Genomic DNA, 15,524 nt, shown 5'->3' with positions numbered 1-15,524 from the left:
CCGACCTTGTGTCGGGGTAAAGCGTTTAGTACTGATGCTTAATAAGAATAAGACTGGCAGCTAAACGAGAAGTGACTTGCAGTTTCTTTAAAATATTACGAATGTGGACTTTCACTGTTTCTTCAGAAATAAATAAATTCTCAGCAATTTGTTTATTTTTCATTCCAGCAGACACTTCATGAAGAACATCCAACTCTCTTTTAGTCAATGCTGAAAGTGGATCAGAATAGTTTTGCCTAAGTTGAATATATTGCCACACTCGCTCACTATAAACAGGATGCCCAACAGCTGCTTTGCGTAGGCTAAGTAATAGCATGTCTAACTCACACTCTTTTAAAAGATAACCGTTTGCGCCAGCATCCAACGCAGCGTAAACATCATTACGTGAATCAGAAACGGATAAAACAAGAACATAAGATGTTAAACCAGAGCGGCGAAGTGTTCGAATAATATCGATACCTGAACGCCCTTGTAGATTTAAATCCATCATAATTAAGTCTGGATTTAACTGTTTTGCAGCGGTTACAGCCTCTTGAGCATTGCCACTTTCGCTTACTACGACAAAGTCCTTGTCTTTTTCTAACAATAGCCGTAATCCATATCTCATGATAGGGTGATCATCCACTATCATAATTGAGTAGCTAGGCATAACCCCTCTCCCTAAAAAAAAATAATAATGTGCGTAATCTTTCCAATAGCAGAAAATAAAAAAGTAAATTCCAAATGAGGAATAAAAATTAGAATCAGACATCTTATTAAAACAATAAGAAAATAAAATTGACGGTTCGCAATATTACACCAATTATTGTTACGGGTAAAAAAGAAAATAACCAAAACGACTAACAAAAAATCTAATTCTATAAAATCTTTATAGTTACAATGAGTTGTGCAGAGATAAGGCTATTTAAAAAATAATCAAAAAGTGAAAATAGTTATTGTTTTTTTAAACAATATAAAAAAATTAATTATTTTAAATGTTAATTTAATATCTGGTAAATAATAAACAAATATTGTCTTTTTTCTGTTCGAGTTTATTACACCGGTGAAATTAAATAGTGTTAATAATATACCTATAACTAGGTATTAATTGTTTATAATAAATCTTGTTTACTAATTTGAAAAAAGTGTCGGAGCCGTCATGATTTAACGCTCCATTACCATTATACTAACGAAGCCCTTACCCTATTGATACAAAGGATATGAAGATGGAAGACAAATTAAAACAAAGCGCTCTAGATTTTCATGAATTTCCCGTACCTGGCAAAATCACAGTAACACCAACAAAACCACTCATAACCCAACGTGATTTAGCATTAGCTTATTCACCAGGCGTCGCCGCTCCTTGTTTAGAAATTGCAGCAGATCCTCTTGCTGCTTATCGCTACACAGCCAAAGGTAACCTTGTCGCGGTGATTTCAAATGGTACTGCGGTACTTGGACTTGGAAATATCGGTGCCTTAGCAGGTAAGCCTGTGATGGAAGGTAAAGGCGTTTTGTTTAAGAAGTTTTCTGGCGTTGATGTTTTTGACATTGAAGTTAATGAGACAGATCCTGACAAACTCGTTGATATTATCGCATCATTAGAGCCAACATTTGGTGGTATTAACCTCGAAGATATTAAAGCACCAGAGTGTTTCTATATTGAGAAAAAACTGCGTGAGAAAATGAACATTCCTGTATTCCATGATGATCAGCATGGTACAGCGATTATCTCTACAGCCGCAATTCTCAATGGCTTGCGTATTATTAAAAAAGAAATTAGTAAAGTAAAATTAGTGGTATCAGGAGCAGGTGCCGCGTCTATTGCTTGTATGAACTTATTAGTTGCTTTAGGGCTAACACGCGAAAACATCACTGTATGTGACTCTAAAGGGGTTATCTACCGTGGACGTGAAGCTAATATGGCAGAAACCAAAGCTGCTTATGCAATCGAAGATAACGGTACTCGTACATTAGATGACGTTATTAATAATGCTGATATTTTCTTAGGTTGCTCAGGGCCTGGCGTATTAACGCAAGAAATGGTCAAGAAAATGGCTCGCGATCCACTTATTCTCGCGCTTGCAAACCCAGAACCTGAAATTTTACCGCCGTTAGTAAAAGCTGTACGTTCAGATGCGATTATCTGTACAGGGCGTTCTGACTACCCAAATCAGGTTAATAACGTATTGTGTTTCCCATTCATCTTCCGTGGCGCATTAGACGTTGGTGCGACAGCAATTAATGAAGAGATGAAACTCGCTTGTGTTCATGCTATTGCAGAATTAGCACTCGCGGAACAAAACGAAGAAGTTGCTTCTGCCTATGGTGATCAGGAACTCTCTTTTGGTCCTGAATACATTATTCCGAAACCGTTTGATCCACGTTTGATTGTGAAAATTGCGCCAGCAGTTGCAAAAGCGGCGATGGATTCAGGTGTTGCAACTCGTCCAATTGAAGATTTCTCTGCTTATATTGAACACCTTAATGAGTTTGTTTATAAAACGAACTTATTTATGAAACCTATTTTCTCGCAAGCGAAAAAAGAGAAAAAACGCATTGTGTTAGCAGAAGGGGAAGAAAACCGCGTACTGCATGCAACGCAAGAATTAGTAACATTAGGATTAGCCACTCCAATTTTAATTGGTCGTCCTAGTGTGATTGAAATGCGTATTCAGAAATTGGGTTTACACATTAAAGCTGGTAAAGACTTTGAGGTGGTGAATAATGAAAACGACCCACGTTTCAAAGAGTATTGGCAAGAATATCACCAAATCATGAAACGTCGCGGTGTATCACAAGAGCAAGCTCGCCGTGCAATGATTGGCAATCCAACACTTATTGGTGCCATTATGGTTCGCCGAGGTGAAGCAGATGGCCTGATTTGTGGTACTGTGGGTAGTTATTCTGAACATTTTGAAATCTACAAAAATGTGTTTGGCTTACGTGAAGGAATGGAAACCGCAGGAGCAATGAATGCTCTGCTATTGCCAAGTGGTAACACCTTTATTACAGACACTTACGTTAATGAAGATCCGACCGCAGAACAACTAGCCGATATTACGATTATGGCTGCTGATACTATTCGTCGCTTTGGTATCGAGCCAAAAGCAGCGCTGGTTTCTCGTTCAAGTTTCGGTTCATTTGATAGCCCATCTTCAATCAAACTCAGAAAAGCGTTAGAGATAATCAAGCAACGTGCACCTGAATTAGAGATTGATGGTGAAATGCATGCAGATGCAGCATTAGTAGAATCTATTCGCCGTGATGTGATGCCAGATAGTCCATTAAAAGGCGCTGCAAACCTATTAGTTATGCCAACAATGGAAGCTGCACGTATTAGCTATAACTTGCTGCGTGTGACAAGCTCTGATGGTGTGACAGTAGGACCAGTATTAATGGGTGTTGCTAAACCTGCCCACATCTTGACGCCAATTGCATCAGTACGTCGTATCGTGAATATGGTGGCATTAGCTGTTGTGGAAGCTCAGGCACAATCTCAAAATTAATTGTTACTAATTAAATAATTCCATTCATAAAGCGCCTTTTATTGAAGTGACCCCCGATAGTTGGACAACCGATTATCGGGGGTTTTTTATGCTCATCAAATCAGCACAAATAATGTTAAATACAAATTAATATAAGAATGATATTGATAATTATTAGCAACAATATTAACCTATGCGTCTAACTAAAGTAGGTATATATAACTAATAGGATGATTATGTTTTTCTCAATATCAAAAAGGATCTTACTACTAGTTTCATTAATAAGTCTTTCAGCATGTCATTCAATAGAAAAACAACCTGTATCAACCGTAGATCTGGCAATTATTCAGTCAGCAAACATCATTGATACTCAGACTGGGCAATCCATCACAGCAGACACACTGTTAACACGATTAGCAAGTCAATCACATGTGATTATTGGTGAAAAACATGACAATGCTTATCATCATGATATTGAATATTGGTTAATGACAGAGCTACCTAAAAAACGCCCTCAAGGAGCGGTTTTACTTGAGATGCTAACGCCAAGCCAGCAATCATTAGTGGATAACACAAAGAAACGTTATTCAGGATCTGAATATCTACGAGATGAGCGACTAATGGCTGCATTAAAATGGAATTCAGGTTGGCCTTGGAAATGGTATGGCAATATAGTTAAAGCAGGGCTAAGCGCTGATTATCCTTTATTAGCGGCAAATATTGATCGCAGTGAAATATCTAGTGCGTATAAAAATCCTCCTATTATTGATGGTGTGCATTCAACTGATACATCTGTTCGCCAACTTATTCAAAAAACAATTGAGCTTTCTCATGGCGGTGAGCTTGATAAAACACAAGCAGAAAAAATGACGGTTATTCAGCAATTGCGTGATCGTGCAATGGCTAAAAGTTTATTAGATGCTCCGACACCCGCTCTGTTAATTGCTGGCTCTTTTCATGCCACAAAAGTAATGGGTGTACCTTTACACGTTGCTGATCTAGCGCCGAATGAAAAAGTAACTGTGGTGATAATGACGGAAGAGGGAAGTGATGTGACTTCCGTTCATGCCGATTATCTTTGGATAACACCTGTCGCCTTACCTTAATTTATTGATAACACGAATATGCTTATTTCTTCTTGTATGGATCAAATGCCAAAATTTCAGCTTTGTAGTTCTAAAGCATTTATTTTGGCTCTCGGTGTACATGCTATTTTTGTCATGGCTTATTTTTATTTCAATAAAGAGAATACGGTACTTATACAAGAGCCAGAATTAGCTGTAATGATGAGTTTAAGTGAAAACGTACAAGCACTCAGTGATGAAAAACAGGTTGTAGGCGTCGATCAACAATTGGCGGTAGCAAGTCAAAAAAAGGTAGAGCAAGATATTGCTGAAAAACAGCCTGATCTGATTGTGAATGAAAATGCAGATATTTTGCTCGAAAAACCTAAAAAAAGAGTCAATGTAGAGCAAACAGCTAAAGTGACACCTATAACCTCTCCGGTAAAGCCCGCGCCTACTATTAGCGAAAATGTGTCTAGCCAATCAGCACCATCAAGCAGTCGCTCTGCGGCGAAACAGCAATCTAATGATGTTAGTGCAAATTATGATAGCGATTCAGATAGCACAGAAAGCGCATTAGCATTATGGCAAGCTAAAACAAAAGGGCATCTTAATCGCTATAAAGCCTATCCCGAAGAAGCTAAAAGTAAAGGTAGAACAGGGATTTCTAAAGTACGCTTTATTGTTGATGAACAAGGTTATGTCATATCGAGTGAATTAATTCTTAGTAGTGGCGTGCGTTCTTTAGACAGAGAAGCACAACGAGTACTCAAACGTGCAGAGCCCTTACCGATACCGCCAATTGAGTTATTGTCGAAAGGTAAAATAATGGTTGAAATGCCAATTGAGTTTTCTACACTAACGTTCTAACGACAGGTCAAAAAGGAAATAAAACGTTATGCTAGTCGCAACAAAAAAACGGATGACGTTGCAATTAACGAGTGTGATCATGGCATTGTTAATTTCAGCAACACCTGCATTGGCTCAAAATCAGAAGGACTCACTAGTGATGCCACCAAAAGCGAATAAAGTGCCTCATGTGATGACAGAACATGGAGACACGCGCACCGATAATTACTATTGGCTAAGAGATGATTCACGTAAAGATCCTAACGTGCTTGATTATCTGAATGCTGAAAATGCCTATACTGAATCAGTGATGAAAGAAGGCAAGGCGCTCGAAGAAACGCTCTTTAATGAAATGGTGAGCCGTATGGCTCAAAACGATGAATCAGTGCCTTATATTTATAATGGCTATACTTATCGTACTATTTATCAAGAAGGTAAAGATTTCCCTATTTATCAGCGTAAACCAGTAAATAGCGAAGGTGAATGGGAAGTTCTCGTTGATGGAAACGAACGTGCTAAAGGGCACGAATTCTATCAATTAGGTGATTTGACAATCAGCCCAGATAACAAACGTATCGCTATTGCAGAAGATAAAGAAGGGCGCAGAAACTATAATGTTGCCTATAAAGATTTATCGGATAATACATGGAAAGAGAATGTGTTAACCAATATCTCAGCAAATCTTGTGTGGGCAAACGACAGCAAAACACTATTTTATGTTGATAAAGATCCGCAAACCTTACTGCCTTATCAAATCTATCGCCATCAATATGGCACTGATCGTAAACAAGATGTCAAAATCTTCGAAGAAAACGACGATCGCTTTTATACATGGATGGGTAAAAGTAAATCTGAAGATTACATTCTTGTCTCTATTGAAAGCTCAACAACCTCAGAATCTCGTTTAATTGATGCGAATGCGCCAGAAAAACCAATGGTAATATTCTCTGCGCGTCAAGAAGGGCGTGAATATGATATCGACCATTTTAATGGTGAATTCTATATTCGTTCGAATCATGAGAGTGAATTGTTTGGTCTTTATAAAACGGCATCAATCGATAAGCCTTGGGAAACCGTCATTGCACCACAAAAAGAGGTCGATTTAGAAGGTTTTGATCTCTTTAATCGCTGGTTAGTTGTGGAAGAAAGAAAACAAGGACTAGTGTCATTACGTCAAATTGATTGGAAAACAGGTCAATCGACAAATGTGACCTTTGACGATCCTGTTTATATGGCATGGCTAGGTTTTAACCCTCAAGCAGATAGCGAAGAGCTTCGCTTTGGTTATACTTCCATGACAACGCCTTCTTCAACTTATCAATGGAATATGCAAACGCATCAAAAGCAATTGCTTAAACAGCAAGAAGTGAAAGGCTTTGAACGCAATTTATATGAAAGCGAGCGTATCTGGGTAAAAGCACAAGACGGTGTTGAAGTTCCCGTATCATTGGTTTATCGCAAAGACTTATTTAAGAAAGGTGAAAATCCTATCTTAATTTATGGCTATGGCTCTTACGGTAGTAGCATCGATCCTTCGTTTAGTTCACCTCGTTTAAGCTTATTAGACCGAGGCTTTGTGTATGCCATTGTGCATGTGCGTGGTGGCGGTGAATTAGGTAAACGCTGGTATAACCAAGGTAAAATGGAACATAAAGTTAATACTTTTACAGACTTTATTGATGCCACTAAATATCTAATTGCCAAAGGTTACGGAGCACCCAAACACGTTTACGCTATGGGTGGCAGTGCGGGCGGATTATTAATGGGCGCCGTTGTGAATATGGCACCTGAATTATATCGAGGTGTTGTATCTCAAGTTCCATTTGTGGATGTTGTGACAACAATGCTTGATGCTTCAATTCCTTTAACAACAGGGGAATATGAAGAATGGGGAAATCCTGCGGATAAAGACGTTTATTTCCGCCTAAAATCGTATAGCCCATATGACAATGTGGTTGCCAAGGCATACCCTCATTTATTAGTCACAACAGGGTTACATGATTCACAAGTGCAATATTGGGAGCCTGCAAAATGGGTTGCGAAATTGCGTGAATTAAAAACAGATAATAATCTGCTATTACTTGAAACTAATATGAGTGCAGGGCATGGTGGTAAATCAGGGCGTTTTAATCGTTTACGTGACACAGCAAAAGAATATGCCTTTATTCTGATGTTAGAACAGCCTGAAGTCTATTTTAAAGCTCAAAATATAAAATAGAATAATCAGTAATAGTAAATCAGTTTAATAAATTAGCCTGTCTCTCTTTAAGGGAGACAGCGCTATTATTTAAAGCAAACATAACAATAATAATATTTTCTAGTTTAATTACTTTATATAAAGCAACGTGAGCCTATTTAAATAAAAATAAAGAATAGGTTTATTATGAAATTTACAAGGAAAATACTTAGCACTCTTATTTTATTTTCGGGTGTTAATCATCTTGCCATTGCATCTGAAACAGATAAAGCGATTCAATTTAGTAGCTTAAAAGTTTCATCAGCACAAAAAGAAACGCCTGAACAAAAAGCATTGGGAAAACCGGGTGCTTATAGCTCTATTGGTGAAATTAATAATCTTGAATCTGTTGAACAAACATTACGTTCAACGCCGGGAACATATACTCAAATGGATGTGAGTCAGCCGGGCATTGGTGTTAATATTCGCGGATTAAGTGGTTTTGGTCGCGTTAATATGATGGTTGATGGTGTCACTCAAACTATGTATAGCACATCACCTAGCCAATATGCGCATGGCGCGCAACCTTACAACCAATTTAATAGCATGATCGATCCGAATTTTATTATTCAAATCGATATTTCTCGTGGTCAACAAGACGGTGAAAATAGTATTAATGCCCTGGCAGGAAGTGCTAATTTTAAAACTATTGGTGTAGAAGATATTTTATTTCAAGGACACACTTGGGGTGTCAGAAGTAAAGCAGCTGGTGGTACAAATGGCTTAGGTTATAACGGTATGGTTGCTTTTGCAGGGCAGCGTTCATTATTTAATGATAATGGTTCTGTTGGTGCAATGCTTGCGTTAAGTGGACATAAAATAGAATCGTCTTATAAAAATGGCGCTGGCTTTAATAGTGAAGAATTTTCTACAAGTAAAGAATTTAATCAAAGACCACACTCAGAACTTACCAAAATAAATATAAAACCAAATGATTCTCATGAATTAGAATTAAGTGGTCGTTTTTATAACAATGATTTTAATCGCCGTAAAATTGATGCTAAAGATTATTATGCAAAATATCGCTATACACCATTAAATGATCTATTTGATAGCGAAATTCTGCTTAGCCATAGTCAAGCATCGCAAAAGTTTGCGGGTGATTCTCTTGTGAGTTTACGTGAAGCAAATGCAAAAAATATATCTGATTCACTAGTCGCTAAAAATACCAGCCGCTTTAATTATGATGAATTGGATATGGCATTAACACTGGGCACAAAATTAATGTCAACAGAATACAAACGCAGTGTTATTGCACCTTCTACTGATCCGTGGCAAGCACAAAATATGGTTGAATATAATACGTTTGCACCTCAAGGAAAAAATGATTTAACCAGCTTCTTTTCACAAATGAAATTTGAATATGATATTTATACTCTCGACCTTAATTTAAATTATGTCGATTATCATATTAAAGGGCGAAAACCCGCTTGTGATCCACGAGCCGCATGTTTCCCCGAAGGTGAAATGAACCTCAGTCGCCATGATAGAAATTGGGATCCAGGCATGTTGTTTTCTGCCGAAATTATTCCTGAATTTCAGCCTTTTGTAAGCTATGCACACACCATGAGGGCACCGACATCACAAGAGATCTTTTTTGCCAATGAAGGTGGTGCTTCAATGAATCCATTTTTAAAAAGTGAAAAAGCCGATACCGTCCAAATTGGTTTTAATAGTTATCACCCAGATTTAATGATGGAAGGTGATAGTTTACGATTTAAAGGATTGTGGTATCACACAAAAATCAAAGACTACATTTCCAGTGATTCTTATTTGGTATGTAAAGGTGGGGTGCGTTGTAAAAATGACGGTTCTTTAACTGGCGAGGATTACGCGGGGATAGAATACGATGGGAATATTTTCTTGTACACCAATAGCCTTGATCCTGTGACTTTACGTGGTTATGAGCTACAAGCAAATTATGACGCAGGGGTGTTTTACACTAACCTTTCATACAGTGATCAACGAACTTCACAGCCGACTTCGATTGCCAGTACAGACTTTGGGCAAACGCCCGCTTCTGAATTACCTAAATATTATGCCACTATTGATACTGGTGTTCGCTTCTTTGATGACCAGTCATTAGAACTAGGCACTGTGATCCAAATAACGGGAAAAGCACGTAAATCCTCACCAGAAGGGGTAGATTACGATACAGGTAAAGTACCAATGGTACAGCAAGATGATATCCCAACGGTTGTCGACGTTTATAGTAATTACAGAATTAATAAAAATATTTCTTTAAAATTTGCCGTGCATAATTTAATGAATAAAAACTATTCTAATGCGCTTGATAGAAGTAATTCAGCGCCGATTATGCAAGATCCGAGTGCAAATACACAAACTGCCCGTGGCAGAAGTTATCTTTTTGCAGGAGAAGTACGTTTTTAATGTAACGTAATGATTATTTTAAAGTATAAATAATAAAAAACGGCATCAAAGGAAGATTGGTGCCGTTTTTTGTATCACGGTTTCACTAAACAATAATATTTAAGTTAATCGTCACTTTTAGGTGTTGTTTTACGTTTAGCTCTTATCTTTTGTGTTTTAACTACTTCACTGGTGATCCAACCATCTTCAACGCGTGTTTTCAACGGATCGCCAATTTTCACTTGTTTGGTATTTTTCAGCACTTCTCCAGACTCTGTTTCGCTAATACTGTAACCGCGAGAAAGTGTTGCGAGAGGACTCACACTTTCTAAACGAGAGCAACTAATAGCGAATTGTTCACGTTGACGAGATAACTGTAGTGAAATACTTTCTCTCATACGGTAAATCAACTGCTGTTGTTGGCGAAGTAATGCTTGAATTTGTGAACTAGGCTCTTGGTAATTAAGGCGTTTTTGTAGTTGTGTTTGTTGATGTTGCTTGGCTTGCAATAGCCGCTGAAAACTAGTGACTAAACGCTGTTGTGTGGAAGCTAATACATTTTGCTGACGAGCAAGACGTAAATGAGGATGCTGTTGCTGTAAACGATGATGGAGCTGTGTTATTGCGCGTAATTTTTTCGCTAAATAGTAATCCATCGCCATTTCAAGGCGTTGTTGCTGTGATTGTAGTTGGCGCAATAGCTCAAGTTTGTTACGACTAATGAGTTCTGCCGCCGCAGAAGGGGTTGGCGCTCTAAGGTCGGCAATAAAATCAGCAATGGTCACATCGGTTTCATGACCAACTGCACTTACAATTGGAATTTCACTGGCAAAAATAGCACGAGCAACGCGTTCATCATTAAATGCCCAGAGATCTTCTAACGAACCGCCACCACGACCAACAATTAAAACATCACACTCTTTACGGCGGTTAGCAAGTTCGATGGCATGAACAATCTGCATAGGCGCTTCAGCACCTTGAACAGCGGTTGGGTAGATAAGCACTGGCAAAGAAGGATCACGACGACGAAGAATATTTAAGATGTCGTGTAGTGCTGCTCCGGTTGATGAAGTGATAACACCAATTTGTTTAGCGGGAGATGGCAGGGGTTTTTTATGAATTGCATCAAATAACCCCTCCGCACTGAGTTTTTGTTTTAATAGCTCAAATTGTTGTTGTAATAGCCCGTCACCAGAAGGTTGCATACTCTCAACAATCAATTGGTAATCGCCTCGTGGCTCATACAATGTAATTGTTGCGCGAACTAAAACTTGCTGACCATGCTGAGGGCGAAAAGTAACTTTAGTATTTTGCCCACGAAACATCGCCGCTCTGATTTGGGCATTCGTATCCTTTAACGTAAAATACCAGTGACCAGAAGAAGGTTGAGTAAAATTGGAAATTTCAGCGCTGATCCAAATGCGACCCATTTCCATTTCTAATAACTGGCGAACGGTCTTATTTAGACGGCTAACAGTAAAAATATTATTGTTTATCGGTAGTGTCATGTGAGCCAGATCAAATTTTAAAACAAAGACTTAATTGATTGATACTACCTAAGTTAGTGGCAGGATCAATAAAAATTTTGAAAAAAAGCTAGAAGCAACCGATTACGGTGTGTATAATTCCGCGGCAATATTTTCTATTTCCTAAAAGCCGCCTTGGTGAGATATTGCTATGTTACGAATTAAAAAAGAAGCACTTACATTTGATGATGTTTTGTTAGTTCCTGCACACTCCACTGTTCTTCCTAATACTGCCGACTTGTCTACTCAACTGACTGAAACAATCCGCCTAAATGTTCCTATGCTGTCTGCTGCAATGGATACTGTGACTGAAGCGCCTTTAGCTATCGCATTAGCTCAAGAAGGTGGAATTGGTTTTATCCACAAAAACATGTCTATCGAACGCCAAGCTGAAGAAGTTCGTCGTGTGAAAAAACATGAAAGTGGTGTTGTCACTGATCCTATCACCGTAACACCAGAAACTTCTTTACGTGAAGTTCAAGCAATGACTGAACGCAATGGCTTTGCGGGTTACCCAGTTGTGACTAATGACAACGAATTAGTGGGTATTATTACTGGTCGTGATGTTCGTTTTGTTACTGATTTAGACCAACCAGTTACTGCGGTAATGACACCAAAAGAGCGCTTAGTGACAGTACAAGAAGGCGAAGCACGAGATGTTGTCATGCAAAGAATGCATGAAAAACGTGTAGAGAAAGCCTTAGTGGTTGATAACAACTTCCATCTGAAAGGTATGATCACTGTAAAAGATTTCAAAAAAGCAGAACGTAAACCAAACGCATGTAAAGATGAACACGGTCGTTTACGTGTAGGTGCTGCTGTTGGTGCAGGTGCAGGTAACGAAGAGCGTGTAGCAGCATTAGTTGCCGCTGGCGTTGACGTTTTACTTATTGACTCTTCTCACGGTCATTCTGAAGGCGTATTACAGCGCATTCGTGATACTCGTGCATTGTATCCAAATCTCCCTATCATTGGTGGCAACGTTGCAACCGCAGAAGGTGCTTTAGCACTGGCAGATGCAGGTGTAAGTGCGGTTAAAGTTGGTATTGGTCCTGGTTCAATTTGTACAACACGTATCGTAACTGGTGTTGGTGTACCACAAATTACCGCTATTGCAGATGCAGTTGAAGCACTGAAAGATCGTAACATTCCTGTTATTGCAGATGGTGGTATTCGTTTCTCTGGCGATATCGCAAAAGCATTAGCAGCAGGTGCAGCTTGCGTGATGGTTGGTTCAATGTTTGCAGGTACTGAAGAATCTCCGGGCGAAATCGAACTATTCCAAGGCCGTTCTTATAAATCCTATCGTGGCATGGGCTCATTAGGTGCGATGTCTAAAGGTTCATCAGATCGTTACTTCCAAACTGACAATGCAGCAGACAAATTAGTACCAGAAGGTATCGAAGGTCGTGTTGCTTATAAAGGTTTATTAAAAACTATCGTTCACCAACAAATGGGTGGTTTACGCTCATGCATGGGCTTAACAGGCTGCGCAACAATTAAAGAATTGAATACTAAAGCTGAATTTGTTCGTATCAGTGGTGCCGGTATTCAAGAAAGCCATGTCCATGATGTGACCATCACGAAAGAATCACCTAACTATCGCTTAGGTATGTAATTTATTCCGAGAAAGGCTTGTTTTGATTATAAATTAGCAAGCCTTTCAACTTTATGACTTTATCTGTTTTGGAATTCACCACAAATGACAGCAAATATCCATAATCATCGCATTCTTATCCTTGATTTCGGTTCACAGTATACGCAGCTTATTGCTCGTCGTATCCGTGAAATCGGCGTTTATTGTGAACTCTGGGCATGGGATGTTACAGAAGAACAAATTCGTGAATTTAATCCTAATGGTATTATTCTGTCTGGTGGCCCTGAAAGTACTACTGAAGACAACAGCCCTCGAGCGCCAGAATACGTATTTAATGCAGGCGTTCCTGTATTAGGAATTTGTTATGGTATGCAAACGATGTCAATGCAATTAGGTGGCGACGTCGAAGTTTCTGGTGAGCGTGAATTTGGTTATTCACAAGTTGAAATTCGTGAAACTTGTGCTCTGTTCAATGATATTCAAGATTCAGTTAGCGAAGATGGCAAACCACTATTAGATGTGTGGATGAGCCACGGTGACAAAGTTACTGCTATTCCATCAGACTTTGTAACAGTAGCCAGCACTGAAACTTGCCCATTTGCTATTATGGCGAATGAAGAGAAACGTTTTTATGGTGTTCAATTCCATCCAGAAGTTACACACACCCATCAAGGTTTAGTGATTTTAAAACGTTTCGTTTTAGATATCTGTGGTTGTGATGCTCTGTGGACTTCTGCTGCAATTATTGAAGACACTGTTGCTCGTTTAAAAGAGCAAATTGGTGATGATCACGTTATTTTAGCATTATCAGGTGGTGTTGATTCTTCAGTGACTGCATTATTGTTAAACCGTGCGATTGGTAAACGTTTAACATGTGTATTTGTTGATAACGGCTTATTGCGTCTGAATGAAGCAGAACAAGTCATGGAAATGTTTAAAGGTAAATTTGACCTAAATATTATCCATGTTGAAGCAGAAGAACGTTTCTTAACTGCGTTGAAGGGCGAAAACGATCCTGAGAAAAAGCGTAAAATCATTGGTCACACATTCATTGAAATCTTTGATGAAGAAGCGGTTAAACAGCCACAAGTTAAATGGTTAGCGCAAGGTACTATTTACCCAGATGTGATTGAATCTGCCGCATCTGCAACAGGTAAAGCTCATGTGATTAAATCACACCATAATGTGGGTGGTTTACCTGATGATATGAAACTGGGTTTAGTTGAGCCATTAAAAGAACTATTTAAAGATGAAGTTCGTAAAATTGGTCTAGAGTTAGGCTTACCTTACGACATGCTTTATCGTCATCCATTCCCAGGTCCTGGTTTAGGGGTTCGTGTATTAGGTGAAATCAAAAAAGAGTATTGTGATTTACTGCGTCGTGCTGATGCTATCTTTATTGAAGAATTGCATAAAGCTGACTTATATAACAAAGTAAGCCAAGCATTTACCGTGTTCTTACCTGTGCGTTCAGTGGGCGTTATGGGTGACGGTCGTAAATATGACTGGGTTGTTTCATTACGTGCAGTTGAAACTGTGGACTTTATGACAGCACATTGGGCACATTTACCATATGACTTCTTAGGTCGTGTTTCTAACCGCATTATCAATGAAGTTAGTGGTATCTCTCGTGTTGTTTATGATATCAGCGGTAAACCACCAGCAACAATTGAGTGGGAATAAAATACCGTTTGTCAGCAATAGTTGATAAAGGTTAAAAAACTAATAGCCATCAGTAAGTTACTGGTGGCTTTTTTTTATATATATCTATTCACTAGTTGTAGGATTATTTTTATAAATAATAAATTCAATAAAGTTTTGAATTGATATTTGTTCACTTAAAGGTAATTTAGAATAGGCTTTTCTATCGTAATAAATAGCGCCTTTATCATTCTTAGGGATTAATAATTCGTAAGCCTGACGCCCCATTGCCTTAGCAATAGCATCAATACTTTCAGCGGTGGCACTGGCTTCACAATTAATAATGCGGTTAACCGTTGATTGTGCAAGACCCGAATCAACAGAGAGTTTAACTCTTGATTTTATTCCATCGTTTAACATAAATGTTGTGATGTTATCTGAGAGTATTTTTCCGATCTCGGTCGGAATGTATTCTTCTTTTTCTGGCTCTGTATGACCTTCTTTTAAATGGTCTATATCCATCCAATATTTACTAATTCTAGTCACATACTCAATTTTACGTGACATAGGATCGGTGAGTTCACGATGACTTTTTAAATTTTTTGGTGATAGGTAACGGGAGATCATACTTGGGGCTACACCTAATGCATTAGCCAGTAATTTTTGTTTGCCGTTGTAGTAGCGTTCAATAATATAAATCAGGTTATCTTTTCTAATTTCAGCAATGCTTTTAAATTTATTGTTATTCATAGAAAAATCCATTATTAGTTACAT

Annotated in this window: 10 protein-coding genes; 7 read left to right on the top strand and 3 right to left on the bottom strand. The window is 38.4% G+C overall.

The window, feature by feature from the left end; genetic code table 11:
* Positions 1-25: 25 nt before the first annotated feature.
* Positions 26-649 (bottom strand): response regulator, encoded by a 624-nt coding sequence (locus ABN212_RS13930; protein WP_069368881.1) that lies wholly within the window; start codon positions 647-649, stop codon positions 26-28.
* Positions 650-1,205: 556 nt separating this feature from the next.
* Here ABN212_RS13930 and maeB point away from each other — a divergent pair.
* The 5 genes from maeB (at position 1,206) to ABN212_RS13905 (ending at position 10,007) form a co-directional block, all read left to right on the top strand.
* Positions 1,206-3,488 (top strand): NADP-dependent oxaloacetate-decarboxylating malate dehydrogenase, encoded by a 2,283-nt coding sequence (gene maeB, locus ABN212_RS13925; RefSeq protein ID WP_196532491.1) that lies wholly within the window; start codon positions 1,206-1,208, stop codon positions 3,486-3,488.
* A gap of 215 nt (positions 3,489-3,703) precedes the next feature.
* Entirely contained in the window at positions 3,704-4,573 is an 870-nt protein-coding gene (locus ABN212_RS13920; RefSeq protein ID WP_196532492.1) for a ChaN family lipoprotein, read from the top strand.
* A gap of 45 nt (positions 4,574-4,618) precedes the next feature.
* Complete coding sequence (locus tag ABN212_RS13915; RefSeq protein ID WP_232797462.1) at positions 4,619-5,401, top strand: energy transducer TonB family protein; 783 nt, start codon at positions 4,619-4,621, stop codon at positions 5,399-5,401.
* A 28-nt stretch (positions 5,402-5,429) separates the two neighbouring features.
* Complete coding sequence (locus ABN212_RS13910) at positions 5,430-7,598, top strand: S9 family peptidase (protein WP_198619861.1); 2,169 nt, start codon at positions 5,430-5,432, stop codon at positions 7,596-7,598.
* 165 nt (positions 7,599-7,763) lie between these two features.
* A complete protein-coding gene (locus tag ABN212_RS13905) occupies positions 7,764-10,007 on the top strand; it encodes a TonB-dependent receptor (protein ID WP_198619862.1) in 2,244 nt (747 codons plus the stop codon).
* Between the two features lie 104 nt (positions 10,008-10,111).
* On the opposite strand, the gene xseA is transcribed toward ABN212_RS13905, so the two are convergent.
* A complete protein-coding gene (gene xseA, locus ABN212_RS13900) occupies positions 10,112-11,494 on the bottom strand; it encodes an exodeoxyribonuclease VII large subunit (RefSeq protein WP_349443320.1) in 1,383 nt (460 codons plus the stop codon).
* A gap of 169 nt (positions 11,495-11,663) precedes the next feature.
* Here xseA and guaB point away from each other — a divergent pair, with 169 nt between their 5' ends.
* Positions 11,664-13,130 carry an IMP dehydrogenase gene (gene guaB / locus ABN212_RS13895; protein ID WP_109373637.1) on the top strand — a complete coding sequence of 489 codons (1,467 nt, stop codon included), beginning with the start codon at positions 11,664-11,666 and terminating at the stop codon, positions 13,128-13,130.
* A gap of 84 nt (positions 13,131-13,214) precedes the next feature.
* Positions 13,215-14,792 (top strand): glutamine-hydrolyzing GMP synthase, encoded by a 1,578-nt coding sequence (gene guaA / locus ABN212_RS13890; protein WP_349443319.1) that lies wholly within the window; start codon positions 13,215-13,217, stop codon positions 14,790-14,792.
* 84 nt (positions 14,793-14,876) lie between these two features.
* Here guaA and ABN212_RS13885 read toward each other — a convergent pair whose 3' ends face one another.
* Positions 14,877-15,500 carry an XRE family transcriptional regulator gene (locus ABN212_RS13885; RefSeq protein ID WP_198632198.1) on the bottom strand — a complete coding sequence of 208 codons (624 nt, stop codon included), beginning with the start codon at positions 15,498-15,500 and terminating at the stop codon, positions 14,877-14,879.
* Positions 15,501-15,524: the final 24 nt, after the last annotated feature.

Origin of the sequence: Proteus genomosp. 6 (assembly GCF_040139785.1) — a bacterium.
Lineage (GTDB): Bacteria > Pseudomonadota > Gammaproteobacteria > Enterobacterales > Enterobacteriaceae > Proteus.
The sequence above is the reverse complement of the archived record's forward strand: the minus strand, read 5'-3'. Positions and strand labels throughout refer to the sequence as shown.